Below are 24,105 nucleotides of genomic sequence, written 5' to 3'. Positions count from 1 at the left end.
ATATCCGTGACCACATCCCCTCCCCAGCCGCCGCAGAACCCTTACGCAGGTCAGCCGGCCGGCTACGGTCCGCCACCCCAGCAGCAGCAGTTCCCGCAGTACACCGACCCGGGCCAGCAGCCCCAGCAACCCGGTCAGGAACAGTACGGCGGCCAGCAGTACCAGCAGCCGTACGGCGGTGAGCAGTACGCAGGCCAGCAGTACCAGCAGGACGCCGGTCAGCAGTACCCGCCGCAGCAGGGTCAGTACCCGGGCCAGCAGTACCAGCAGGACCAGTCGTTCCCGCAGCAGGGCTACGCGCCGCAGGGCCAGATGACCTGCCGCTTCTGCGGCGGCTACCCGGCGGCCGACGCGACCGTCCGCGGCCACCAGGGCATGATCATCCTGATGCGCTGGCTGAAGCTGACCGGCCCGTTCTGCCGTACCTGCGGGATCGCGTCGGTGCGCGACATGACGTCGAAGAGCCTCTGGCAGGGCTGGTGGGGCATCGGTTCGGCGATCATCAACCCGTTCATCATGCTGATGAACATCGGCCCGATGCAGAAGTTCAAGGCTCTCCCCGAGCCCACGCCGGGCCCGGGCCGTCCGATGGACCCGGGCAAGCCGCTGTTCCAGCGCCCGGCGATCGCCATGCTGATCCTGCCGATCGCGCTGATCGCCGCGATCGTGTTCGCGAACCTGAACTCGACCGAGGCCAAGGCCAAGATCGGCGCCTGCGTGGTGAACAAGGGCACGTCGGTCAACCCGGACGTCAAGGTCGTCGACTGCGCCTCGTCGGAGGCCGAGTACAAGATCGTCGACAAGATCGACGATTCGACCGACGACAGCCAGTGCGGCGAGAACGCCGAGGCGTCGTACCGCTACCAGAACGGTTCCACCAAGTACGTGCTCTGCCTGACGCCGGTCAAGTAGTCGCTGCGGGGTCCCGGCAACGGGACCCCGTGTCAGCTGTAGTAGCCGTCGACCGGTACGCGGGCCTCGTCGTACAAAGCCGGGCCCTCCAACGGGACAGCCGGGAAGCCGCCGGTCGACTTGAGGCCGTCGAGTTGTTCCCCTGACAACGCGAACACGACCCTGCCGAGGCCGGAGCGCGCAAGAGCGCCCGAGCACATCGGGCAGGGCTGACAGCTCGTGTACATCGTCGTGCCGGCCGCGACCTCGGGCGTCAGGTGCTGAGCCGCCCAGACCGCCAGCTTCAGCTCCGGATGGAAGCTGATGTTCCCCTCGCTGATCGTGGTGTTGTGGTCCTCGGCGAGGACCGACCCGTCGGGTCCGACCAGCAGCGAGCCGAACGGCGGGTCGCCCGCCTCGCGCGACGCGGCGGCGAGGGCGATCGCGCGGCGCAGGAAGTTCTCTTCTTCAGGGGTCACAGCGTCTCCAGTCATAGGGATGGTCACCGGTGCGCCGCGATCGTCGCCAGCGCCTGCCAGGCCGCTTCCGGCCGCTCGGTCTCGGTAGGGTCGCCGACGAACGGGTCGAGCACGACGCTCTGCGCGCCGAGCTCCCGCAGGACGGCGAGGTCCTGCACGACCTGATCGGTCGAGCCTTCGCCGGCCACCCGCTCGTCGTCGCGCAGCGGCTTGTCGGTGAGCCGGAGCAGGATCCGCGGCGCGAACGCCGGCGCCGGCCGATCGAGCGACGCGGCGGTCGTCCGCAGCCGGTCGAGTCCGTCCCGCAGGTCGCCGATCGTCTGCCGCAACGGATGCCACGCGTCGCCGTACTGGACGGTCCGCCGCAGCGCCGCCGGGCTCGAGCCGCCGACCCAGATCGGGACGGTCCCGTCGCCGTAGTCGGCGGTGTCGGCCCATGCCCGGCGCACCTCGGCGAGGATCTCGTCGGTCCGGCGGCCGCGCCGCGCGTGCTCCGCGCCGAGCGCCTCGAACTCGCCGCGCGCCCAGCCCACCCCGACGCCGAGCACCAGCCGGCCGCCGCTCAACGCGTGCAGGTTCGCCGCCATCCTTGCCACCAGCAACGGGTGCCGGTACGGCGCGATCAGCACCGTCGTCCCCAGCCGGACCCGGGACGTGATCCCGGCCAGCCAGCTGAGCGTGGTGAACGGCTCGTAGAACGGCGCCGGGTACTGCTCCGCGACGTCCGGCGTGATCACCACGTGGTCCGACACCATCAGCAGGTCGTAGCCGAGACCTTCCACGACGCCGGCCCAGTCCCGCAGCCGCGCCGGGTTCGTCCCCGGGCCGAAGTTCGGTACGTTCACTCCAAGTTCCACGCCCTCAGGCTATCCAGGCGAAGGGCCGCTGCTGAAGAGATTCCTCCCGGCGTACGGCACCATCTGCCGGGGAATCGACGGTAGATTGACCGTATGACCGAGACTCTCGATCCGATCGACTGGACGATCCTGAACGAGCTGCAGGACGACGCCCGGCTGTCGCTCACCGAGCTCGGCCGGCGGGTCAACCTGAGCGCGTCGGCCACCACCGAGCGGGTGCGCCGGCTCGAGTCGATCGGCGTCATCACCGGCTACCGCGCGGAGGTCGACCTGACGAAGGTCGGCTACCCGGTGCTGGCCGTCGTACGGCTGAAGTACCCGGGCAACAAGCACGAGCCGCTGCGCCGGCTGCTGGCCGAGCGCCGCGAGATCCTGGAATGCCTGCGGACCACCGGCGACGACTGCTACACGCTGAAGGTCGCGGCCGCGTCGATGCCGCACCTGGAGGAGCTCGTCAACGAGCTGACCGACTTCGGCAGTACGACGACCAACCTGGTCTACTCGCAGACGCAGCGCTACCGCGGACCGCAAAAGCCGGTGACCGACCAGGCGTGAAGCGTGCCACGCGGATTGCCGGTTGGCGGCTCGAACGTCATACAGTGGCCAGGTGAGGTTGTTCGTCACTGGGGCCACCGGTTTCCTGGGGCGTCAACTGCTGGGTGCCGCCGGCCACGAGGTCGTGCCGGCGTACCACTCGCAGACCGTGCCGGGCGGGGTGAAGCTCGACGTACGGTGCCGGGACGAGGTGCGGGCGGTGATCCGCGATGTCCGGCCGGACGGGATCATCCACACCGCGTACAAGCAGGACGACTGGGCGACGACGACCGACGGGGCGGTGAACGTCGCGCTGGCAGCGGGCGGTGCGCGGCTCGTGTTCGTGTCGAGCGATGCCGTGTTCGGACCGCGGGCCGCCGCCTTCGAGGAGTACGAGCTGCCGTGCCCGACGACGCCGTACGGCGCGGCCAAGGCGGCGGCCGAGACGGCGATCCAGGCGATCCTGCCCAAGGCCGTCATCGCGCGTACGTCGCTCATCATCGGATCCGACGGCCTGTCGGAAGAGGAGCTACGGGTACGCCGGTTGGCGGCCGGCGAGCCCGGCGCGTTCTACACCGCCAACATCCGCTGTCCGGTCCACGTCGCGGATCTGGCGGCGGCACTGCTCGAACTGCTCACCTCGGACGTCGCCGGGGTCGCGCACGTCGCGGGTCCGGAGGCGCTGAGCCGGCTCGAGCTCGGGCGCCGGATCGCCATCCGCGACGGCCTGGACCCGGACACGCTGCCCTCGGTCCCGGGTGCGCCGTCCGACATCCGGCTCGACAGCCGGCGGACCCAGGAACTACTGCACACCCGCCTCCGGCCGGCCACCGAGTTCCTGAGTCCGGCGAGCCGACTCAGTCGTTGACGGTCGTCGTGACAGGTGTGCCGAGCTCGACCGTGCGACTGACCGTGCACAGCCGGTCGTGGGACATCTTCACCGCGCGCGGCAGGGCCTCGCGGGCCTTGTCGCCGTCCTCACCCTCGGGGAAGTTGATGGTGAACTCGACCGCGAGGTTCTCCATCCGGTTGCCCTCCTCGGGGTCCCGGATCTTGTCACCGCGGACCACCGCGCTGAACTCGGTCGGCTCGGACCGGCGGCTCACCACGATGTCGACGTCGATCGCCGAGCAGGTCCCGATCGCAGCCAGCAGCAGCTCGACCGGCGTGAAGTCGGTGTCGGCCCCGCCGGAGCCGACCCGGATGCGCCCGCCGCGGGCGTTCCGCACCTCGTAGCTGCTGTTCACCAGGCGCTCGAAGGTCACCTGCCGGAGTGTGTCTGCCATATGTCGCCGTCCCGTCGCATTCTGTTGCTTGTGGCAACTTCAGAGGTTCTCGAGGGCCTCGCGGACCGGGGTGTCCCCGGCGACGAGCTCGAGCGTCCGGCCGATCGCGGCCGGAGTGTCACAGAGACCGGCCAGCACCAGCGCCACGTCGTCGCGGGTGATCCGGCCGTTGCCGGTCTTGTCGGCGAGGTACACCGTGCCGGTGCCGGGGTCGTCGGTCAGGCCGCCCGGCCGCAGGACCGTCCAGTCCAGGTCGCGCGCCCGGAGGTCCTCCTCGGCGGCCCACTTGGCTTTCAGGTAGATCGTGAACGTCGAGTCGTCGGTGAGTGACTCGGCGCGGTCGGCGCCCATCGAGCCGACCTGGAGGTGCCGCCGGACGCCGGCCTGCTCGGCCGCGTCGGCGAACAGCGCGGCCGCGCCGCGGTCGACGGTGTCCTTGCGCGCGTTGCCGCTGCCGGGCCCGGCGCCGGCCGCGAAGATCGCCACGTCCGCGCCGGACAGCACCTCGGCCACGGCGCCGGCGTCGGCCTGTTCGAGGTCCAGGACGGCGGCCTGCCCGCCGGCGGCGGCGATGTCGGCCTCGTGATCCGGGTTCCGCACCACGCCGACGACCTGGTGCCCGTCGGCGCTCAGCAACCGCGTCAACCGCAGGGCGATCTGACCGTGTCCACCAGCAATCACGACTCGCATACCTGCACACTATCTCTGTGCCACACGCGGCAGCTGTTGACGGGACGAAGATCGCCTATCAGGTTCGTGGCGAGGGGCAACCACTTGTCCTGCTGGCCGGTCAGTCGAACAACCACACGTGGTGGGATCCGATCCTTCCCGATTTCGGAGGACGGCGGCTGATCACCCCGGACTGGCGCGGGACGGGTGACAGCGACAAACCCGACGAGCCGTACAGCACGCGCGGGTTCGCGCAGGACGTGATCGCCGTACTCGACGCACTCGGCCTGCACCGCGCGGACATCTACGGGACCTCGATGGGCGGCCGTGTCGCGCAGTGGCTCGCCATCGATGCGCCGGATCGGGTCGGCAAGCTGGTCCTCGGCTGCACGTCACCAGGCGCCGAGCACGGGTACGAACGCAGCCGGGAGATCCGTAAGGCGCTGGCCGACCCGGCGCGCAGCGACCGTGTCCTGCTCGAGCTCATGTACACACCGGAGTGGCTCGCCCACAACCCCGGCCCGTACTACGTGCTCGGTGACACGGGCATGCCGCCGTACGCCAAAGGCCGTCATCTGGTGGCCAGCAACCGGCATGACGCGTGGGACGGCCTGCCGAGCATCACGGCGCCCACGCTGATCCTGCACGGCACCGACGACAGCTTCAGCCCGGTCGCGAACGCGCAACTGCTCGCCGACCGGATCCCGGGCGCACGGGCCGAGCTGATCCCTGGCGCGCGGCACGCCTACTTCCACGAGTTCCGGTCGGTGGCGAGTCCCGCCGTTCTAGCCTTCCTGGCCGCGCAGGACCGGGCGTAGCGCGTCGAGCACCGCGGCGTCCTCGATCGTCGACGGGACCGGCTCGTCGCGGCCGTCCGCGATCCCGCGCATCGTCCGGCGCAGGATCTTGCCCGAGCGGGTCTTCGGCAGCGCGTCGACCACCGACACGTCCCGGAACGCGGCGACCGGCCCGATCTCCCGGCGTACGGCGGCCACGAGCTCGTCGCGCAGCACGTCCTCGGGGACCGTCGCACCGGCCTTCAGTACGACGAACGCGCGCGGCAACTGACCCTTCAGCGGGTCGTGCACGCCGATCACCGCGCACTCGGCCACCGCCGGGTTCGCCGCCACGACGGCCTCGATCGATCCGGTCGACAACCGGTGGCCGGCCACGTTGATGACGTCGTCGGTGCGGCCCATCACGAAGATGTAGCCGTCGTCGTCGATGAACCCGCCGTCACCGGTCAGGTAGTAGCCGTCGTACTCCTTCAGGTAGCTGTCGATGTAGCGCTGGTCGTCGCCCCACAGCGTCGGCAGTGCGCCGGGCGGCAGCGGCAGCTTGATCGCGATCGCGCCTTCCTCGTGTGGCAGCAGCTCCTTGCCGTAGGCGTCGAGGATCTGCACGTTCCACCCCGGCATCGGCACGGTCGCCGATCCCGGCTTGGTCGGCAGCGGCTCCAGCCCGCGCGGGTTCGCCGCGATCGGCCAGCCGGTCTCGGTCTGCCACCAGTGGTCGACCACCGGTACGCCGAGGTGCTGGTGCGCCCAGTGGTACGTCTCCGGGTCGAGCCGCTCCCCCGCCAGGAACAGCGTCCGGAACCTGTCGATCGGGTACTTCGCCAGCTCGGCGGCCTCCGGGTCGACCTTCTTGATCGCCCGGAACGCGGTCGGCGCGGTGAACAGCGCCTTCGCTCCGTGCTCGGAGATCACCCGCCAGAATGCGCCCGCGTCCGGCGTACCGACGGGCTTGCCTTCGTACAGGATCGTGGTCGCGCCGACCAGTAGCGGTGCGTAGACGATGTACGAGTGCCCGACCACCCAGCCGACGTCGGAGGCGGTCCACCACACGTCGCCCGGGCCGATGTCGTACACGTTGCGCATCGTCCAGGCGAGTGCGACCGCGTGGCCGCCGTTGTCGCGGACGACACCTTTCGGCCTGCCCGTCGTACCGGAGGTGTAGAGGATGTAGAGCGGGTCGGTGGCCGCGACCTGCACCGGCCCGGCCGGCTGGGCCTTTGCGGTGAGCGTGGTCCAGTCGATGTCGCGCTCACCGAGCTCGGCCGGGGCCTGCTCGCGCTGGAACACGATCGTGTGCTCCGGCTGGTGGGAGGAGATCGTCAGCGCTTGGTCGATGATCGGCTTGTACTCGACCACCCGGGTCGGCTCGATGCCGCACGACGCCGCGACGATCACGCGAGGGCCGGCGTCCTCGATCCGGGCCGCCAGTTCGCGTGGCGCGAAGCCGCCGAACACCACCGAGTGGATAGCACCGAGGCGAGCGCAGGCCAGCATCGCGACGACTGCTTCCGGGATCATCGGCATGTAGACGATCACGCGGTCGCCCTTGCCGACCCCGAGCGACGCGAGCGCGCCGGCGAACTCCGCCACCTCGTCCCGCAGTTGCGCGTAGGTGTACGTGCGGCCGCTCCCGGTGACGGGCGAGTCGTAGATCAGGGCGGTCCGCTGTCCGTCACCGGCCTCGACGTGCCGGTCGAGGGCGTTGTACGACGTGTTCAGCTCGCCGTCGGGAAACCAGCGGAAGATGGGGGCGTGGGTGGCGTCGATCGCGCGGGTCGGCGGCCGCGTCCAGGTGATCGCCTCCGCGGCTTGGAGCCAGAATCCGTGCGGGTCGTCCAGGCTCCGCCGGTAGCTCTCCTCGTACGCGCCCATCCCAGCCATTGCCTGGCCTCCCAACCGTCGGCTGGTTCCCATCGTGGCAGGGTTGGGGCATGACAGTAAGCCTCGACGACGTCCAGCGCGCCGCGGAACGGATCGCCGGGCGGGTACGGCGTACCCCGGTGATCCCGGTGGCGCCCGGCCTCACGTTCAAGCTCGAACTGCTCCAGCACACCGGCTCGTTCAAGCCGCGCGGCGCGTTCAACCGCCTGCTGACCGCGAAGGACAGCGGCGAGCTGACCGGCCAGGGCATCGTCGCGGCCTCCGGCGGCAACCACGGGCTGGCCGCGGCGTACGCGGCCCGCGAACTCGGCGTACCTGCGCGGATCTTCGTACCGGAAACGACGCCGGCCGCGAAGCTCGGCAAGCTGCGCACGCTCGAGGCGGACATCGTGCAGGTCGGATCCGAGTACGCCGAGGCGTACCAGGCGGCGCTCGCCGAGCGGGAGGAGACGGGCGCACTGCTGGTGCACGCCTACGACCAGCCCGAGATCGTCGCCGGCCAGGGCACCGTCGGCCTCGAACTGCTCGAGCAGGCCGGCGGCTTCGACACGGTCCTGGTCGCCGTCGGCGGCGGTGGCCTGATCGCAGGCATCGCCACCGCGATCGGTTCCAATGCCCAGGTCATCGGCGTCGAGCCGGCGCAAGCACCCACGATGCACCGCGCCCTGCGTGCAGGGCAGCCCGCGGACGGATCGGTCGGCGGGGTCGCGGCCGACTCGCTCGGAGCCCGCCGCTTGGGCGATCTCGCGTTCGAGGCAGTCCAGGGCCATCACGTGCAATCCGTCCTGGTGGACGACGAGGCGATCATTGCCGCCCGCAAACAGTTGTGGCACACGTACCACCTGGCGGCCGAGCACGGCGGCGCCACGGCGTACGCGGCTCTGACCTCGGGCGCCTACGAACCAGCGGCAGACGAGCGGGTCGTCGTGGTGGTCTGCGGGGCCAACACGGACCCGAGCACGCTTATTTGACGCGCTGTTGCTTGTCGTCGGCCAGCACCCAGGCCGCGAGCACCCCGGCGATACCGCCGAACAGGTGGCCCTGCCAGGAGATCCCGTCCTGCGGCAGCAGCCCGCCTAGCAGCGCGCTGCCCCACACCATCACGACGAGGATGCCCAGCAGCACCTGACCGAGCCGCCGGTTGAACAGCCCGCGGAGGATCAGGTACGACGCGTACCCGAAGACCAGGCCGCTGGCGCCGATCGTGATCGTGTTCGGCGGTGAGATCAGCCAGGTGCCGAAGCCGCCGATCACAGTGACGATCGCGGTCACCGCGAACAGCCGGGCCGCGCCGCTGACCGCGATCAGCGCGCCGAGGGTGACCAGCGGCAGCGTGTTCGAGATCAGGTGCCCGAACCCGAGGTGCAGGAACGGCGCGGTGAGGATGCCGACCAGGCCGCGCGGCTCACGGGAGATGATCCCGTACTGGTCCAGCGCGCCGTTCATCGCCGTGTCGACGACCTCGGACAGCCACATCAGCCCCACCAGCGCGACGAGCAGCTTCAGCCCGCTACCGATCTTGGCGGTGTCCACACTCCGCCCAGATCGCTTCGCGGGGCTCTGAAAGCTCATGTCTCTACGATGCCGTACTCCCCCAAGTCTCAGCCCGAGACAGGCGCGGCGACAGCGGACAGTGATATCTGTGATACTGCGAGTGGCACTCGTCGGAGTGAGGGGGAACGATGCCGATCGCTGTCTATGTCCTTGGGCTGAGCATCTTCGCGCAGGGCACGTCCGAGCTGATGCTCGCCGGACTGCTGCCCGAACTCGCGAGCGACCTGCACGTCTCGATCCCCCGGGCCGGGTTGCTGATCTCGGCGTTCGCGCTCGGCATGCTCGTCGGCGCTCCGGTCCTCGCGGTCGCGACGCTCACCTGGTCCCGCCGTACGGCGTTGCTCGTCTTCCTCGGGGTCTTCGCGCTCACCCACGTCGCCGGCGCGCTGACCTCGAGCTACGCGGTGCTGCTCGCGACCCGGATCGCCGGCGCGTTCGTGTACGCCGGGTTCTGGTCCGTCGCCGCGGTGACCGTCGTGAACCTCGTACCGGCGACCAGCCGCGCCCGCGCGATGAGCATCGTGACGGGCGGCCTGACGATCGCGACCATCGTCGGGCTCCCGCTGGGCACTGTCCTGGGTCAGCATCTCGGGTGGCAATCCGCGTTCTGGACCGTCGCCGGCCTGTGCGTCCTCGCGATGTCCGGCGTGCTGGCCACCGTCCCGGCCGACCGGCTCGATCCCGCGAGCGCACCCCGGCTCGCCGACGAACTCCGGGTCCTGCGCAACGCACGGCTCTGGCTGGCCTTCGCCACGACAGCCCTGGTGACCGCCACGATCCTCGTCGTCTTCAGCTACCTGGCGCCGCTGCTCACCCGGACCACCGGATTGCCGGACGGCGCGGTCCCCGCCGTCCTCGCCCTGTACGGCCTCGGCGCCTTCATCGGGATCACCATCGGCGGCCGATTCGCCGATGCGCTGCCGTTCCACACGTTGTTCATCAGCATCACAGGGCTGATCCTGCTGTCCGCCGTACTGGCGCTGGCCGCCGGCGTTCCGGCCGCAGCGATCACGGTGACCGCGCTGCTCGGCGGCTTCGGATTCGCCGCCAACCCGGCTCTGAACGCCCGGGTGTTCGGCCTGGCCGGTGACGCGCCGACGCTCGCGACCGCGACGAACTTCTCCGCGTTCAACGTCGGCATCACGGCCGGGCCGTGGCTCGGCGGCCTGGCGATCGACGCCGGTGCGGGCTACCCCGCACTCGGCTGGATCGCGGTCGCCACCGGAGCCCTGGCCCTGGTGACCGTGGTGGTCGCGGCGTACCTGCCGGTCAGTTCACCGGCCCCTGCTGATCGAGGTGCGAGGGGTCGAAATCGGCGTGCCGGTTGAACACGTACTTGTTGAGCAGCCACGTGAGCGCCCACAGCCCGACGCCGACCACCATCAGCCAGCCGGCGATCTTGTAGTCGGCCGACGCTCGCCCGGACAACGGGCTCGCCAGGTAGACGCACAGCACAGCGCCCAGCACCGGCAGCGCGGTCGGCGCATGGAAGTGCTTGTGCTCGACCGGGTCCCGGCGCAGCACCAGCACCGCGACATTCACGATCGCGAAGACGCACAGCAGCAGGAACGCCGTCGTCCCGCCGAGCGCCGCGAGGTCGGCGTACCCGATCAGGACGAACGCGAGCAGCGTGGTGAACAGGATCGCGATGTACGGCGTCCGGCGGCGGCGCAGCACCCGGCCGAGCGGACCGGGCAGCACCTGCTCGTGCGACATCCCGTACAGCAGCCGGCTGGCCATCAGCATGTTGATCAGCGCCGAGTTCGCGACGGCGAACATCGTGATCCACGCGAACACCTCGAGCGGGAACCCGGGCGCACCGGCCTGGACGACCTTCAGCAGCGGCGTCGCGCCCTTGTTCAGCTCGTCCGGCGAGACCAGCGCGACCGCGGAGATCGCGACCAGCACGTAGATCACACCGGTGATGCACAGCCCGATCAGCATCATCCGCGGGAAGATCCGGACCGGGTCCTTGGTCTCCTCGGCCATGTTCACCGAGTCCTCGAACCCGACCATCGCGAAGAACGCCAGCGCGGTCGCGGCGGTCACCGCGCCGAACCCCGACTCGCCCTCGGGGACGTGGAACTCGGTCAGCCGGGAGGTGTCGCCGTCGCCGCCGATCAGCGCCCAGGCGCCGATCCCGATCACGATCAGCAGACCACCGAGCTCCACGCAGGTCAGGACCACGTTCGCTTTCACGCTCTCGCCGACGCCGCGCAGGTTCACCAGCGCGATCAGGGTCATGAAGGCGAGCGCGGTGATCATCAGCAGCGCGCCGCGGTCGGGGTCGATGTGCGCCGCGGAGAAGAAGTTCGCCGCGAACGCTTTCGACGCGCTGGACGCCGAGGTCAGGCCCGAGCACATCACCGCGAACGTCAGCAGGAAGGTCAGGAAATGGATGCCGAACGCCTTGTGCGTGTACACCGCGGCGCCGCCGGCCTTCGGGTACTTCGTGACGAGCTCCAGGTAGCTCGTCGCGGTCAGCAGCGCGACCACGAACGCGCACAGGAACGGCAGCCACACCGCACCGCCGACCTCGCCGGCCACCTTGCCGGTCAGCGCGTAGACGCCGGTGCCGAGAATGTCGCCGACCACGAACAGCAGCAGGAGCCCGGGCCCCATCACCCGCTTCAGTTCGGGACGCTCGCCCGCGCTCGGCCTGGCGGCAGCCGTTCTGTCACTCATTGTGCCTCCCTGGATCCGGTGCGTCAGTGGACCATATCCGGGGGTGCATGGGCGAGGCCATGACCGGAAGGTGACCGGCGGCCTGACAGCATGTGGCCCGTGATGCACCTTCGTCTCATCGTCCCATCGGACCGCAGCGAGCGCGTCCTGGACACGCTCGTCGCCGATCCGCGGGTCACCAGCATCGTCCGGCTGCCCGGCGCCGCACACCGGCCGGAGGGCGACGTCGTCGAGTGCGACGTGACCCGCGAGGCCACCTCGGACGTCCTGGCCTTCCTCAAGTCCGAGGGCCTGTACGACGACGGCGCGGTCGCGGTCAGCGTGGTCGACGCGGCGCCGTCACGGAACGCACAGGCCGCGGAGAAGGCGGCGCCCGGCGCACCCGACGACGCGGTGATCTGGGACGCCGTCGTCGACCAGGCCTACAACGAGGCCGGCGGGTCCTGGTCGTACTACGTGTTCCTCACGCTGGCGACGATGATCGCGTCGGTCGCCGTGATCACCGACTCCTCGATCCTCGTCGTCGGCGCCATGGTCGTCGGCCCCGAGTTCGGTGTCGTCGCCGCGCTCGCGGTCGGCCTGTTCCTGCGCAAGGGCGGTCTGACCCGGCGGTCGCTGGCACTCCTGGTCAAGGGCTTCGTCATCGCGATCGCCATCACGGTGGTGGCCGCCTTGCTGGCGCGGGCCGTCGGCTGGGTCGACACCGCCGACGTGACGGCGGACCGGCCGCTGACCGGCTTCATCTGGCGACCGGACCGCTGGTCGGCCGTCGTCGCCGTCCTGGCCGGGTGTGCCGGCGTCCTGTCGCAGACCGCGGGCCGGGGCAACGCACTGGTCGGCGTCTTCATCTCGGTGACGACCGTCCCGGCCGCCGGTGACCTCGCCCTGTCGATCGCGCTCTGGGCGCCGCATCAGATCGGCGGATCGGCGGCGCAGCTCGGCATCAACCTGGCCGGGATGACAGCCGCAGGAGTGGTCACGCTGATGCTGCAGCAGATGATCTGGCGCAGCTACCTGCGGGTGAAGCGAAGGTCGGGCGCGCGCGTTGAGGCTTGACCGGACGTCCCCTGTCCGATCCGCGCGCGCCCGGCACCGTCAGACATACCCCACCTGAGGGGTCCGTGCACCTGGCAGCACCCGGCAGTGCGCTGACCTATCCCGGACATGGCGCGAAGTCGCCAAACCGGTCGAGGCCGTCCAACCGACGAGATAGCCTGTTCGAATGCTGGAGTCGGTTGGGGTGGACGAACCCGATGAGGAGGCCTACCGGGCGCTGCTGTCGGCCCCGGGCTGCAACATCCGTGAGCTCGCCGAGCGCCTCGGCCGGGACGAGCAGGACGTCGTCGCCACCGTCGGCCGCCTCGAGAAGCTCGGTCTGCTGACGAGCACCTCCGACGACCCGGTGCGGCTGCTCCCGACCCGTCCGGACGTCGCGGTCGACGCGCTGGTCGCCGTACGGCGGGCCGAGCTGGACCGTGTCCGCGCCGAGGCCCGGGTGCTGCTGTCCGAGCTGAGCACGCAGGAGCAGTACCGGCCGGAGAATCTGGTCGAGGTGATCGTCGGGCAGGAGGCGATCGCCGCCCGGTTCGCACAGCTTCTCAATGGCACCAGTCATCAGCTCCTGGTCCTGGACCGGCCGCCGTACGCCGCTCAGGCCGACGAGTCGGACAGCACCGTGCGAGGACTCCTCGGCGAGGGCGTCGTCGTGCATGGCATCTACTCCCCCGACTCGCTCGACATCCCGGGCGGTGTCGACGAGGCGTACAGCGCGGCGGACGCCGGTGAGACGTCACGCGTGCATCCGCAGGTGCCGATGAAGCTGGCCGTGTTCGACCGGAAGATCGCCCTGCTGCCGCTCTCAGTTGACCAACTGGTCGACAGCGCGCTGGTCGTGCATCCGTGTGCGTTGCTGGACGCGCTGATCGAGATGTTCTGGCTGCTCTGGGACCAGGCCGTGCCGGTGGTTCCAGCCGCGAAGGCCGACCCGACCGACGCCCGGCTGATGACGTTGCTTGCCGCCGGGTTCAAGGACGACGCGATCGCGCGGCAGCTCGCGTTGAGCAGCCGCACGGTCGGCCGGCGGGTGGCCGAGTTGATGGAGACGCTAGGCGCGCGGACCCGTTTCCAGGCCGGCATCCACGCCCAGCGCCGCCACCTCCTCGAGGACTAGCGCCCCGTTACGTCCGAAGAACTGCACAGACGTCCAGCCGCTTCTTCGGACGCAAGCCACTGGCTGTCAGCAGGTGCCCAGCATTTGGGTGAGGGCTGTCTTTTCCGCGGACTGCAGCGACAGCTTGTAGGTGTACTTCACCCAGATCCACTCGCGTGCGTAGATGCAGTGCACCGACGTGTTGGTCGGCTTCCACTCCGACGGGTCCGAGTCACCCTTCGAGCGGTTGCTGGACGCCGAGACCGCGATCAGCTGCGCGATCGTCAGGTCGTTCGCGAACTGCTGCCGCCGGGCCGTCGTCCACGCGTTCGCACCGGACTTCCAGGCCTCGGCCAGCGGCACGATGTGATCGATGTCGACCGACGAGGAATCGGTCACCCACACCGCGTCGTACACGCTGTACCACTTCCCGGCGGTCGGGTGACAGCTGCTGTCGACAGTGACCCCGGTACCGTCGCGCTTCAGCACCTGCTCGCGGGTGTCGCAGGTCCCGGACTGGATGATCCAGTGCGGGAAGAGGTCCCGGCTGTAGCCGCTCGTCGAGCCTTCCGTCTTCACGGTGAGACTGGCGAGCTGACTGGCCGCGGTGCTCGCCGACGGCGGTGTGGGCGGGTAGGCCAACGCCGGCCCGGCGCTCAGGAACCAGGCTGTGGTCGCGGCCACCGCGGTGATCAGGAACGTGGTGATACGTCGCATTGGTCAGGCCTCCGATGGGTGGGGCGGGCCCCCCTGACGTGCTGCCCCCAGCCTTCCCTGCGCGTCCGCGGGCGGAAACCCCGCACCGGTGAAAGCCTTGTGAATTTCGGGACCAACGTCCCTGCACCGGCGCCCCGGACGATGTGACGTTGAGTGTGCACGAGCGGTGTGCTCGGCATGCTCTGCGGGAGGGGACGAGGCGTTATGACTATGCACATCGTCAGGTGGCTGCAGATTCTTGCGGCAGTGCCGCTGGCTGTGACGGGGGTTGTGGTGGTCTCACCGCCGTCGGCGCAGGCGGTGGCGTCGGATCAGACCGTGAGCACCGTGAGCACCGTGAGCACTGCCTACCGGGTCGAGGCTCGGCTGGCCGCTCTTGGCTATCCGACCGGCACCGTCGACGGCGTTATCAGCGTCCGCACGCGCCAGGCGCTGTGCGCGTGGCGGGAGACGCATGGGCTGCCGATCGGCCGCTACACGCTGACGACCCGCGACATCCGTTCGGTACTCGCGGCGAGTCGGCGCCCGTACACCTCGCGGAGCAACGGGCTGTACGTCAACAAGACATGCCAAGTTCTGTACCAGGTTGTCAGCCACTACAACCGGCGGATCGTGTGGGTCTCGACCGGGATGCGCGGCTACGACACACCGAGCGGCACCGGGTACGTGTGGCGCAAGTGGGCAGGCTGGCATGAGAGCAGCATCTACGGCGGCGCCTGGATGTACGACTCGATCTACTTCCGCCGTGACCACCCCGGTATCGCCCTGCACGGCTCGTCCACCAACAGCCTGGTCAAGCCCTACCCCGCCAGCCATGGCTGCGTGCGAACCTGGCGGCCCCAGATCGCCTACATCTTCAACGAGACGCCCATCGGCCGAAAGGTCGTCGTCTACGGCCGCTACTGACTGCTCAGGCGTGCTCGATCACGGTCAGGGTCCAGCCGGCCCCGGCCCGATCGAGTTCGGCGTTCCAGCGCTCGCTGATCAGCTTGTGCAGAGACTTCGGTGTCCCCGGGTCCTTGCCGGACTCCAGCAGGTGCCGCGCCACCAGACCGCGGGTGTGCTTGGCGTTGTGCGAGACGACCGAGCGCACGCCGCCGCGTTCCCGGACGACGTTCACCGACACCCACTTGTCCGCCTGGTCGCCGCTCGGCCGCCATGCCGCGACGTACGTCGAGGAGCGGCAGTCCACGATCACACCGTCCACGTCGGCCAGCGCGGCGCCCAGCGGATCGCGCCACACCGACGCGAGCGGTCCGTGGCCGGGCAGCGTCGTCCCCATCGAGAGCCGGTACGGCGGGACGCGGTCGCCCGGCCGCAGCGCACCCCAGGCGGCCGAGATGACCAGCAGCCGATTCGCGGCCCGGCGCTTCGAGCCCGCCGACAGCGTCGAGTAGCCGAGGGCGTCGTACAGGACACCGGAGTACAGCTCCGACACCGGCACGGACGGCTCGGTGCGCCAGCGGATGTTGCGCTCGACCTCGTCGCGCAGCGAGGCGCCGACCTCGAGAACATCGTGCGCGTCGGCCGACGCGGACACCTTCGCCAAGGTCTCGAGGACCTGCTCGCGGACCGGGTTCAGCTCCGGGAACGACAGCGTCGCGAAGTCCACCGCACGACCGCGCAACCGTCCGGTCTTGCCCTCGGACGGCGGCAGGAGAATCAGTGTCACGTCAGGTCGTCCAGCGCGGCGAGGTCGGCGGCCGTCGGCTCCCACAGGCCGGCCCGGACGTTCTGCGCGATCTGGTCGGGGCTGGTGGCGCCCGCGATCACCGACGCCACCGCCGGCTGGGCCGCAAGACCGCCGATCGCGACGTCGATCATCGTCAGGTCGCGCTCGGCCGCGAACGTCTCGAGGGCCTCGATCTTGTCGAAGTCCGCGTGCGCCAGTCGCTCGGGCTGCGTCGCCAGCCGGGTGCCTTCCGGCGCCGTCGTACCGCGCTTGTACTTGCCGGTGAGCAGACCCGACGCGAGCGGGAAGAACGGCAGGATGCCGAGGCCGAGGTGCTCACAGGCCGGGACCAGTTCGTCCTCGACGTCGCGCTCGAGCAGCGAGTACTGGTTCTGGGCGCTGACGAAGTGCTCCAGACCGTTCGTCCGGGCGGTCCAGTCGGCGTCGACGACCTGCCAGGCCGCGAACTGCGAGCTGCCGACGTACCTGACCTTGCCTTCGGCAACCAGCTCGGACAGCGCCGCCAGGGTCTCCTCGATCGGCGTCACCGGGTCCGGGAAGTGCAACTGGTAGAGGTCGATCCAGTCGGTGCCGAGCCGCTGCAGGCTCGACTCGACGGCCTTGCGGATGTACCGGCGGGAGCCGCGGACGCCCCAGTCGGGGCCGTTCACCCCGCCCATGTCGCCGCCGAACTTGGTCGCGATCACGACCTCGTCGCGGCGCGACCCGAGCGCTTTGCCGAGCAGTTCCTCGCTGAACCCGTGCTCGCCCCGGTAGATGTCCGCAGTGTCGAACAACGTGATGCCCGCATCGACCGCGGCGTTCACCACGGCCTCGGTCCGGCCCGCGTCGAGCCGCCGGCCGAAGTTGTTGCAGCCCAGCCCGACAACGCTCACCGTAAGACCGGAGTCACCCAACTGCCGGTACTCCATATCCGTCATGTGCTCAGCCTAATCACGGCATACAGTGACCCCCATGCCGAGTCTCACCGTCGACGGCGCCCGCACTCGGGCCGCCGCGCTCTCCGTCCAGTCGTACGACGTCGATCTCGACCTCACCCAGGGCGATCGGACGTTCGGGTCCACCACCACGATCAGGTTCCGGGCCACCGATCCGTCCACCTGGCTGGACGTGAAACCCGACGAGCTGATCTCGGTGACCCTCAACGGTACGGCGGTCGACGTCGCCGGACTGAACGACGGACGGCTCGAGCTCACCAGCCTGCAGCCGGACAACGAACTCGTCGTGGTCGCCGCGATGCTGTACTCGCACGACGGCGAGGGGCTGCACCGCGCGGTCGACGCCGCCGACGGACTCACCTACACCTACGCGATGTCGTTCCTCGACGCCGCCCCGCGGATCTTCGCCTGCTTCGACCAGCCCGACCTCAAGGCGCCGTACCGGATGACGGTGACCGCACCGCAGGACTGGCTGGTGCTCGGCAACGGCGCCTCCACGCAGGTCTCCCCCGGCCGCTGGGAGCTCGCCGAGACCAAGCCGCTGTCGACGTACTTCGTCACCGTCGTCGCCGGACCGTACTTCCAGATCACCGACGCGCACGACGGGATCAACCTCAGCGTCGTCTCGCGGCAGTCGCTGAAGGACGCCCTCGAGCGCGAGGCCGCGGACATCTTCGAGGTCACCAAGCAGTCCTTCGACGCCTACCACCGGATGTTCGGCTACCGGTACCCGTTCGGCGAGTACCACCAGGCCTTCGTGCCGGAGTTCAACGCCGGCGCGATGGAGAACCCGGGCTGCGTCACGTTCCGGGACCCGATGGTGTTCCGCTCCGCGGTCACCGACGGCGAGCGCAGCAGCCGGGCGCGGACGATCGTGCACGAGATGGCGCACCAGTGGTTCGGCGACACCGTGACGATGAAGTGGTGGAACGACCTCTGGCTGAACGAGTCGTTCGCCGAGTACATGGCGCACCGGGTCTCGACCGAGGCGACCCGCTACACCGACAACTGGATCGACTTCGCCTACATCCGCAAGTGGTGGGGCCTGCAGGCCGACCAGCGGTCCTCGACCCACCCGGTGGCCGCCGACGCGGTCAAGGACGCGCTCGCGTCGCTCGACGACTTCGACGGCATCTCCTACGCCAAGGGCGCCGCGGTCCTCAAGCAGCTCGCGGCGTACCTCGGCGACGACGTCTTCCTGGCCGGCGTCAACGCGCACATCGCCGCCAACGAGTTCGGCAACGCCACCTTCGCCGACCTGGTCGCGAAGTGGACCGAGGCCGGCGCGACCGGTCTCGACGACTGGGCGCAGGCCTGGCTGCGGACGGCCGGTCTCGACACGATCAGCGTGTCCCGCACCGCCACTGGCATCAAGCTGCACCGCAAGGCACCCGAGGCGTATCCGGCGGCACGGCCGCACAAGCTCACCGTCGGCGGGTACGACACCGACGGGAACCGGACCACGGCCGACGTGCTGATCGACGCCGACGAGGTGGACGTCGACCTGGACCCGTCGCTCGCGGTCGTGATCCCGGACGCGGGTGACGACAGCTGGGCGAAGATCCGGCTCGACGCCGTCAGCCTGGAGAACCTCGCGGCGCTGCTGCCGAAGATCGACGACGGCGTCACGCGCGCCGTCATCCTCAACAGCGTGCGGGACGCGGTCGCCGACGCGGAGCTCGACCCGAAGGTCGGCTTCGACGTGGTGCTCGGCATGCTGCCGACGGAGACCAGCGACATCGCGGTCGGCACGCTGCTGAACTGGTCGGGCACGCACCTGCTCGGTGTCTACCTGCCGTACGAGCCGTACCGCGGGCAGCTGGCCGACGTACTGCGTGCGCGGCTGGAGACCGTCGAGGCCGGGAGCAGCGTGCAGCTGTCGGTGGCGCGCGGGTTCGCGCGGTTCACCGACGACGCCGACCTGCTGAAGGGCTGGCTCGCCGGTGACGGCGTCCCCGAGGGCGTCACGATGGACGCCGACCTGCGCTGGATCGTGACGCTGCAGCTGGCCCGGCTCGGCGCGATCGGCGAGGCCGACATCGACGCCGAGCTCGAGCGGGACTCCTCGTCCGAAGGCGTCGTGCACGCCACCCGGTGCCGGTCCGCGCTGCCGACGGCCGAGGCCAAGGAGCGGGCCTGGACGCAGATCACCACCGATGCGGACCTGGCGAACTACGAGCTGTACGCCGCGTGCGAGGGGTTCTGGCATCCGACGCAGGCCGCGGTCACGGCGCCGTACGTCGACCGGTACTTCGCGGAGATCGCCGGCACCGAGAAGCTCCGCTCCGGCTGGGTCGTCGCGACCAGCGCGAAGCTCGCGTTCCCCCGGTACACGGTCGAGCAGCGCGTGGTCGACCGGGCCGCCGACCTGATCGCCGACGATTCCGTGGCGGCCGGCATCCGGCGGTCCGTCGGCGACGGCGCGGACGACCTGAAGCGTGCGCTTGCGGTGCGTTCGGCCTTCACGAATTGACAAGTCGGTTAGCTGTCACACCGTGTTGTGACTAGTGTGACTGGTGTGATCAGGAGGACCCTGGTGACCAGGCAAGATGTGTTTTCGTGACGTAACCTCCACAATGACCGCGCGGCACGGCGCGCCGGTCTTGGTCAGGCCCAGCGTCCGGGAGAGACTGTCTAGAACCGCACAGGAGAACAAGGTCAATGCGCGAGGCGAGGCTCGTCGGTCTGAGCCAGGACGGAACCCAACTCGTCCTGGCGATGGCAGAGACGGGTGAGGAGTTCGCCGTTCCGGTCGACGACCGGTTGCGTGCGGCCCTCCGCGGCGACCGTGCCCGACTCGGCCAGCTGGAGATTCAAATGGAGAGCGCGCTGCGCCCACGAGACATCCAGGCTCGTATCCGCGCCGGCGAAAGTCCCGAGGCGGTCGCAGCCGTCGCCCAGATGCCGATGGAACGCGTGATGGCGTTCGCCGGCCCGGTCCTCGCCGAGCGCGATCACATCGCCAGCCTCGCGCAGCGCGCGTCCGTCCGCCGTCGGGGCGGCGGCGACGCCCCGACCCGCAACCTCGGCGCCTGGGTCACCGATAGGCTGCGCACGCGCCACATCGACCCGGCGTCGGCCGAGTGGGACGCGTGGCGCCGTGAGGATGGCCGCTGGGCCGTGCGCGTGTCGTACTTCGTCGAGTCCGAGGACAGCGAGGACTCCGGGACGGAGCAGAAGGAAGAGAAGATCGCCATGTTCGCGTACGACGCCCCCGGGCGCTACGCGGTGCCGGACGACGACGAGGCGCGCTGGCTGGTCGGCGAGCAGGCGCAGGTGATGCCGACGCCGGTTCAGCCGCAGCCCGGTGAGCGGCGGCTGGCCGCGGTCGCGGACATCGACCCGCTGATCGCCCCTGACCACGGTGCCGACAGTTACGAGGCGGGCTTCGAGGACACGATCGCGCTACGGCGTCGAAACCACCCGGTTTCCCGCGACGGCCGCGAGTTCGGTCTGGAGACCCGCGAGGTCACTCGCGACAACGGTCGAGAGCAGCCGCGCGAATTCCCCCGGGAGGTCGCGCGGGACGCTTCGCGGGAGGTGGAGCGCGGCCCGCGGCGCGTGCAGTCGGTGCCGGACCCGGACGAGGAGCCGACCCTGATCGACGTACCTGTCGACCAGCCTCCGGCGCCCCGGCCGTCCGTTCGAGCCGTCGAACGTCCCGCGGAGCCGCCGGCGTTCGCCTCCCCCGCCACCCCGGACGACCGGGCCTCGGAGGAGCGAGCCGCGGACGAAGAGCCCGACGTACCGCAGGCGCCTCGCCCCGCGGAGCCGCGACCTGCTACTGCTGCTCCCGCTGCTCGCGCGGAGCAGCCGCGCCGTCCGCAACCCGGGCCCGAGGAGCGCTCGCCTCGCCCAGAGCCCGTTCGCAGCCCCTCGCCAGAGGCACCGCGTCCCGAGCCTGTCGCGGCACCGGCTGCACAGGAGGCCCTGCCCGACGCCGCCGAGAACACTCAGCCCGCCGACGACACCCCGGTCGAGCCGAAGAAGAAGCCCGCCCGCCGCGGCAAGCGCGCCAGTGTCCCGAGCTGGGACGAAATCATGTTCGGCAAGAAGGCCGACTGAACCCCTGGTCGCCGCCGCCAGCTCACAGCGGTGTTGCGTTCGAGTTCGTTTCTGGACGATCGAGCGTCTCCATGATCGCGAAGGTGTCGGTCATCGTGTGGAGCAGGTGCACGCCGTATGTCGTACCGAGCTGGTCAAGGCCGTCGATCGGCGGCTTGTTGGGTGCCGCGCCGGTGGCCACGATCAGGCGGTCGTACTCGACGACGCCACCCATGGTCGCGACAGTGTGCGCGTCGGCGTCGATCGCGGTCGCCCGCTGGACGAGCAGGTGGATGTCCGCCGTCGGGTGTTGGTTCCGGCTGACCGCAGGCTTCTGAGCCTCGATCATCCGCTGCGAAGGAGGCGTGGCAGGCGTCGGATCGACCAGTTTGGTGCACGAGCCCGGTGGAGCGATGGCCCCCGGGAGGCTGTCGATCCAGAAGGAGCCGATCATGGGCGAGGCGTTCAAGGGCGTGATCAACACCGACATCCGTGAGTCGGTGCCGGACTGGTCGCCGTTCGAGCCGCCGAAGGCAACCGAAGGGGCACCGAGCGTGGTGTATATCGTGCTCGACGATGTGGGCTTCTCGGCCATGCGTTGCTACGGCGGCCCGATCCCGACGCCGAACATCGAACGGATCGCCGGCGCCGGGGTGCGGTACACGCAGTGGCACACCACGGCGCTGTGCTCACCGACGCGCTCCAGCCTGCTGACCGGCCGTAACCACACCCGCAACGGCATGGCGTGCATCACCGAGTGCGCCAGCGGGTTCCCCAACGCCAACGGGGTGATCCCGCCCGAGAACGGCCAGATCCAGGAGATCCTCGGCGCCCAGGGCTGGAACACGTACATGGTCGGGAAGTGGCACCTGTGCCCGGAGGCCGAGATGAACCTCGCCTCCTCGCGACGAAACTGGCCGAGCGGCCGGGGGTTCGAGCGGTGGTACGGGTTCTTGGGGGCCGAGACGAACCAGTGGTATCCGGACCTGATCTACGACAACCACCCCGTCGACCCGCCGCGCTCGCCCGAGGAGGGCTATCACCTGACCGAGGACATCACCGACAAGGCGCTGGAGTTCATCAAGGACGCCAAGGTGATGGCACCGCAGAAGCCGTTCTTCCTCTACTTCGCGCCGGGCGCCTGCCACGCGCCACACCACGCGCCCAAGGAGTGGATCGATCGCTTCAAGGGTCAGTTCGACAGCGGCTACGAGGTACTGCGGGAGCAGACCCTCGCACGTCAGAAGGAGATGGGCGTCGTCCCGCCCGAGACCGAGCTGCCACAGCTGAATCCGATCGGGACGCCCGAGTCCCGGACCGGTCCGGATGGCCAGCCCTACCCGGCCCTCGACTACACGAGGCCGTGGGACTCGCTGTCGAGTGCGGAGCAGCGGCTGTTCAGCCGCATGGCAGAGGTGTACGCCGGTTTCATGGCGCACACCGACGCCCAGATCGGCCGGTTGCTGGACTACCTCGAGGAGACCGGCCAGAGCGAGAACACGATGATCCTCCTGGTCTCCGACAACGGCGCCAGTGGCGAGGGCGGCCCCAACGGGTCGGTCAACGAGAACAAGGTGGCCAACGGGATCCCGGACGACCTCGAGGAGAATCTCGCCAAGATCGACCAACTCGGCAGCCCGGCGACCTACAACCACTACCCCAACGGCTGGGCGATGGCGTTCAACACGCCGTTCAAGATGTGGAAGCGCTACGAGTTCCAGGGCGGTACGTCCGACCCGTGCATCATCTCCTGGCCAAGGGGCATCAAGGCCAGGGGCGAGCTCCGCGAGCAGTACCACCACGCGATCGACCTGGTCCCGACGATCCTCGACGTGCTCGGTGTCGAAGCCCCCGCGACCATCGCCGGGCACCAGCAGAGCCACTTCGACGGCATCAGCATGCGCTACAGCTTCGACAGCGCGTCGCTGCCCAGCGCACGCCAGACGCAGTTCTACTCGATGCTCGGCTCTCGTAGCATCTGGCACCAGGGATGGAAGGCCGTCACGACTCACCCGACCATCAGCGGGTGGGGTGCCTACGGCAAGGACACGTGGGAGCTCTACCACACCGACGTCGATCGCTCCGAGGTGCACGACCTCGCCGCCGAGGAACCCGAGCGTCTGGGCGAACTGATCAACCTCTGGTATGCGGAGGCCGGCAGCAACGCAGCCTTCCCGCTTGACGACCGCTCCGCACTGGAGCTCCTCACGACGCCCCGACCGGTACTCGCGCCGCCGCGGAATCGCTATCTCTACTACCCGGGCGTCGCCGAGGTGCCGGAGTCCCAGGCGGTCAGCATCCGCAACCGTTCGTACGCGATCGCCGCGCGGGTGGATGTCGCCGAGCCAGGGGCTCAAGGCGTCCTGTTCGCACACGGCTCACGCTTCGGCGGCCACTGCCTCTACGTCAAGGACAACCGGCTGCACTACGTCTACAGCTTCGTCGGGAGCCTCGAGCAGAAGATTGTCGCGTCCGAGGAGCTGCCGACCGGGAAGGACGTGATCCTGTCCGCCGCTTTCGAGAAGGAGGGCGAGGACCCGCCTGGCGTCGCGGTGGGCACCTTGTCGCTGTTCCACGGTGACGTCAAGGTCGGCGAGAGCCGCATCAAGACTCAGCCGGGTAAGTTCTCGATCGCCGGCGACGGCTTGTGCGTCGGCCGCGACAGCAGCGACCCAGTGACCCAGGACTACCCCGGTCAAGCGCCCTGGTCGTTCACCGGTGGGACGATCAAGAGCGTCGCCATCGACGTCAGCGGCGAACCCTACGTCGACCTGGAGCGCGAGGCCGTCGCGATGATGTCACGCGAGTGAACCGGAACTCCCGAGGTACACCCAGCACGGCAACTGCTCATCATTCATGTTCGGCACCTACGGGCAGGGTGGGTTCTTCCTGCTGCACTTGCTGGACCATCCGGAGGCCAGCGCTGGTTCG

Annotated in this window: 23 protein-coding genes; 12 read left to right on the top strand and 11 right to left on the bottom strand. The window is 69.6% G+C overall.

What is annotated here, in order from left to right:
• Positions 1–6: 6 nt before the first annotated feature.
• Positions 7–912 carry an LppU/SCO3897 family protein gene (locus ACWEOO_RS04835; protein WP_452141820.1) on the top strand — a complete coding sequence of 302 codons (906 nt, stop codon included), beginning with the start codon at positions 7–9 and terminating at the stop codon, positions 910–912.
• A 32-nt stretch (positions 913–944) separates the two neighbouring features.
• Here the strand turns inward: ACWEOO_RS04835 and ACWEOO_RS04830 are convergent, their stop codons facing one another.
• Together ACWEOO_RS04830 and ACWEOO_RS04825 are read right to left on the bottom strand one after the other, a co-directional pair.
• Positions 945–1,370 (bottom strand): nucleoside deaminase, encoded by a 426-nt coding sequence (locus ACWEOO_RS04830; RefSeq protein WP_452141819.1) that lies wholly within the window; start codon positions 1,368–1,370, stop codon positions 945–947.
• 23 nt (positions 1,371–1,393) lie between these two features.
• Positions 1,394–2,227 carry a TIGR03619 family F420-dependent LLM class oxidoreductase gene (locus ACWEOO_RS04825; protein ID WP_452141818.1) on the bottom strand — a complete coding sequence of 278 codons (834 nt, stop codon included), beginning with the start codon at positions 2,225–2,227 and terminating at the stop codon, positions 1,394–1,396.
• Positions 2,228–2,320: 93 nt separating this feature from the next.
• Between ACWEOO_RS04825 and ACWEOO_RS04820 the strand changes: the two genes are divergently transcribed.
• Both ACWEOO_RS04820 and ACWEOO_RS04815 read left to right on the top strand, forming a co-directional pair.
• A complete protein-coding gene (locus ACWEOO_RS04820; RefSeq protein WP_452141817.1) occupies positions 2,321–2,782 on the top strand; it encodes an Lrp/AsnC family transcriptional regulator in 462 nt (153 codons plus the stop codon).
• Positions 2,783–2,834: 52 nt separating this feature from the next.
• Positions 2,835–3,629 (top strand): sugar nucleotide-binding protein, encoded by a 795-nt coding sequence (locus tag ACWEOO_RS04815; RefSeq protein ID WP_452141816.1) that lies wholly within the window; start codon positions 2,835–2,837, stop codon positions 3,627–3,629.
• Here ACWEOO_RS04815 and ACWEOO_RS04810 read toward each other — a convergent pair.
• Both ACWEOO_RS04810 and ACWEOO_RS04805 read right to left on the bottom strand, forming a co-directional pair.
• Complete coding sequence (locus ACWEOO_RS04810; RefSeq protein WP_452141815.1) at positions 3,619–4,026, bottom strand: OsmC family protein; 408 nt, start codon at positions 4,024–4,026, stop codon at positions 3,619–3,621. The two genes, ACWEOO_RS04815 and ACWEOO_RS04810, sit on opposite strands and share 11 nt — an antisense overlap.
• Positions 4,027–4,086: 60 nt before the next feature.
• Positions 4,087–4,737, bottom strand: a complete 651-nt coding sequence (locus tag ACWEOO_RS04805) for an SDR family oxidoreductase (protein WP_359928324.1) — start codon at positions 4,735–4,737, stop codon at positions 4,087–4,089.
• A gap of 17 nt (positions 4,738–4,754) precedes the next feature.
• On the opposite strand from ACWEOO_RS04805, the gene ACWEOO_RS04800 reads away from it, so the two are divergent.
• A complete protein-coding gene (locus ACWEOO_RS04800; RefSeq protein WP_452141814.1) occupies positions 4,755–5,534 on the top strand; it encodes an alpha/beta fold hydrolase in 780 nt (259 codons plus the stop codon).
• Here the strand turns inward: ACWEOO_RS04800 and ACWEOO_RS04795 are convergent.
• Positions 5,502–7,394: a propionyl-CoA synthetase gene (locus ACWEOO_RS04795; RefSeq protein ID WP_452141813.1), complete on the bottom strand. Its 1,893-nt coding sequence runs from the start codon at positions 7,392–7,394 to the stop codon at positions 5,502–5,504. The genes ACWEOO_RS04800 and ACWEOO_RS04795 overlap by 33 nt on opposite strands.
• 50 nt (positions 7,395–7,444) lie before the next feature.
• On the opposite strand from ACWEOO_RS04795, the gene ACWEOO_RS04790 reads away from it, so the two are divergent.
• On the top strand, positions 7,445–8,365 hold the full coding sequence (locus ACWEOO_RS04790; protein WP_452141812.1) for a threonine/serine dehydratase: 921 nt from the start codon (positions 7,445–7,447) through the stop codon (positions 8,363–8,365).
• Here the strand turns inward: ACWEOO_RS04790 and ACWEOO_RS04785 are convergent.
• Positions 8,358–8,966, bottom strand: a complete 609-nt coding sequence (locus ACWEOO_RS04785) for a rhomboid family intramembrane serine protease (RefSeq protein ID WP_452141811.1) — start codon at positions 8,964–8,966, stop codon at positions 8,358–8,360. The genes ACWEOO_RS04790 and ACWEOO_RS04785 overlap by 8 nt on opposite strands.
• A gap of 110 nt (positions 8,967–9,076) precedes the next feature.
• Between ACWEOO_RS04785 and ACWEOO_RS04780 the strand changes: the two genes are divergently transcribed.
• Positions 9,077–10,276, top strand: coding sequence for a Cmx/CmrA family chloramphenicol efflux MFS transporter (locus tag ACWEOO_RS04780; protein ID WP_452141810.1), 1,200 nt, complete (start codon positions 9,077–9,079; stop codon positions 10,274–10,276).
• On the opposite strand, the gene ACWEOO_RS04775 is transcribed toward ACWEOO_RS04780, so the two are convergent.
• Positions 10,218–11,633, bottom strand: a complete 1,416-nt coding sequence (locus ACWEOO_RS04775) for an APC family permease (RefSeq protein ID WP_452141809.1) — start codon at positions 11,631–11,633, stop codon at positions 10,218–10,220. The two genes, ACWEOO_RS04780 and ACWEOO_RS04775, sit on opposite strands and share 59 nt — an antisense overlap.
• A 102-nt stretch (positions 11,634–11,735) precedes the next feature.
• On the opposite strand from ACWEOO_RS04775, the gene ACWEOO_RS04770 reads away from it, so the two are divergent.
• Together ACWEOO_RS04770 and ACWEOO_RS04765 are read left to right on the top strand one after the other, a co-directional pair.
• Complete coding sequence (locus tag ACWEOO_RS04770; RefSeq protein ID WP_452142043.1) at positions 11,736–12,689, top strand: DUF389 domain-containing protein; 954 nt, start codon at positions 11,736–11,738, stop codon at positions 12,687–12,689.
• Between the two features lie 166 nt (positions 12,690–12,855).
• Complete coding sequence (locus tag ACWEOO_RS04765; RefSeq protein WP_452141808.1) at positions 12,856–13,803, top strand: MarR family transcriptional regulator; 948 nt, start codon at positions 12,856–12,858, stop codon at positions 13,801–13,803.
• A 66-nt stretch (positions 13,804–13,869) separates the two neighbouring features.
• On the opposite strand, the gene ACWEOO_RS04760 is transcribed toward ACWEOO_RS04765, so the two are convergent.
• Positions 13,870–14,499, bottom strand: coding sequence for an HNH endonuclease family protein (locus ACWEOO_RS04760; protein WP_452141807.1), 630 nt, complete (start codon positions 14,497–14,499; stop codon positions 13,870–13,872).
• Between the two features lie 336 nt (positions 14,500–14,835).
• Between ACWEOO_RS04760 and ACWEOO_RS04755 the strand changes: the two genes are divergently transcribed.
• Positions 14,836–15,405: a L,D-transpeptidase family protein gene (locus ACWEOO_RS04755; RefSeq protein WP_452141806.1), complete on the top strand. Its 570-nt coding sequence runs from the start codon at positions 14,836–14,838 to the stop codon at positions 15,403–15,405.
• Positions 15,406–15,409: 4 nt separating this feature from the next.
• On the opposite strand, the gene ACWEOO_RS04750 is transcribed toward ACWEOO_RS04755, so the two are convergent.
• On the bottom strand, positions 15,410–16,171 hold the full coding sequence (locus tag ACWEOO_RS04750) for a YaaA family protein (protein ID WP_452141805.1): 762 nt from the start codon (positions 16,169–16,171) through the stop codon (positions 15,410–15,412).
• Positions 16,168–17,112 (bottom strand): aldo/keto reductase, encoded by a 945-nt coding sequence (locus ACWEOO_RS04745; RefSeq protein WP_452141804.1) that lies wholly within the window; start codon positions 17,110–17,112, stop codon positions 16,168–16,170. Before ACWEOO_RS04745 ends, ACWEOO_RS04750 begins: the two co-directional genes overlap by 4 nt.
• 34 nt (positions 17,113–17,146) lie before the next feature.
• On the opposite strand from ACWEOO_RS04745, the gene pepN reads away from it, so the two are divergent.
• Entirely contained in the window at positions 17,147–19,603 is a 2,457-nt protein-coding gene (gene pepN / locus ACWEOO_RS04740) for an aminopeptidase N (RefSeq protein ID WP_452141803.1), read from the top strand.
• Positions 19,604–19,791: 188 nt separating this feature from the next.
• On the top strand, positions 19,792–21,195 hold the full coding sequence (gene sepH, locus ACWEOO_RS04735; protein WP_452141802.1) for a septation protein SepH: 1,404 nt from the start codon (positions 19,792–19,794) through the stop codon (positions 21,193–21,195).
• A 22-nt stretch (positions 21,196–21,217) separates the two neighbouring features.
• Here the strand turns inward: sepH and ACWEOO_RS04730 are convergent, their stop codons facing one another.
• Positions 21,218–21,628, bottom strand: coding sequence for an FAD-dependent oxidoreductase (locus ACWEOO_RS04730; protein WP_452141801.1), 411 nt, complete (start codon positions 21,626–21,628; stop codon positions 21,218–21,220).
• Here ACWEOO_RS04730 and ACWEOO_RS04725 point away from each other — a divergent pair.
• Entirely contained in the window at positions 21,588–23,984 is a 2,397-nt protein-coding gene (locus ACWEOO_RS04725) for an arylsulfatase (protein WP_452141800.1), read from the top strand. The two genes, ACWEOO_RS04730 and ACWEOO_RS04725, sit on opposite strands and share 41 nt — an antisense overlap.
• Positions 23,985–24,105: the final 121 nt, after the last annotated feature.

It is taken from the genome of Kribbella sp. NPDC004138 (assembly GCF_053603655.1).
Note: the sequence above shows the minus strand (reverse complement) of the source record. Positions and strands in the feature narration are given on the sequence as shown.

Bases quoted from the DNA above. Each gene is read 5' to 3' on its own strand.
- ACWEOO_RS04795 (WP_452141813.1), bottom strand. From the start codon at position 7,394: ATGGCTGGGATGGGCGCGTACGAGGAGAGCTACCGGCGGAGCCTGGAC.
- ACWEOO_RS04765 (WP_452141808.1), top strand. From the start codon at position 12,856: ATGCTGGAGTCGGTTGGGGTGGACGAACCCGATGAGGAGGCCTACCGG.
- ACWEOO_RS04745 (WP_452141804.1), bottom strand. From the start codon at position 17,112: ATGACGGATATGGAGTACCGGCAGTTGGGTGACTCCGGTCTTACGGTG.
- sepH (WP_452141802.1), top strand. From the start codon at position 19,792: ATGCGCGAGGCGAGGCTCGTCGGTCTGAGCCAGGACGGAACCCAACTC.
- ACWEOO_RS04820 (WP_452141817.1), top strand. From the start codon at position 2,321: ATGACCGAGACTCTCGATCCGATCGACTGGACGATCCTGAACGAGCTG.
- ACWEOO_RS04770 (WP_452142043.1), top strand. From the start codon at position 11,736: ATGCACCTTCGTCTCATCGTCCCATCGGACCGCAGCGAGCGCGTCCTG.
- ACWEOO_RS04760 (WP_452141807.1), bottom strand. From the start codon at position 14,499: ATGCGACGTATCACCACGTTCCTGATCACCGCGGTGGCCGCGACCACA.
- ACWEOO_RS04730 (WP_452141801.1), bottom strand. From the start codon at position 21,628: ATGATCGGCTCCTTCTGGATCGACAGCCTCCCGGGGGCCATCGCTCCA.
- ACWEOO_RS04725 (WP_452141800.1), top strand. From the start codon at position 21,588: ATGGCCCCCGGGAGGCTGTCGATCCAGAAGGAGCCGATCATGGGCGAG.
- pepN (WP_452141803.1), top strand. From the start codon at position 17,147: ATGCCGAGTCTCACCGTCGACGGCGCCCGCACTCGGGCCGCCGCGCTC.
- ACWEOO_RS04790 (WP_452141812.1), top strand. From the start codon at position 7,445: ATGACAGTAAGCCTCGACGACGTCCAGCGCGCCGCGGAACGGATCGCC.
- ACWEOO_RS04785 (WP_452141811.1), bottom strand. From the start codon at position 8,966: ATGAGCTTTCAGAGCCCCGCGAAGCGATCTGGGCGGAGTGTGGACACC.
- ACWEOO_RS04805 (WP_359928324.1), bottom strand. From the start codon at position 4,737: ATGCGAGTCGTGATTGCTGGTGGACACGGTCAGATCGCCCTGCGGTTG.
- ACWEOO_RS04780 (WP_452141810.1), top strand. From the start codon at position 9,077: ATGCCGATCGCTGTCTATGTCCTTGGGCTGAGCATCTTCGCGCAGGGC.
- ACWEOO_RS04775 (WP_452141809.1), bottom strand. From the start codon at position 11,633: ATGAGTGACAGAACGGCTGCCGCCAGGCCGAGCGCGGGCGAGCGTCCC.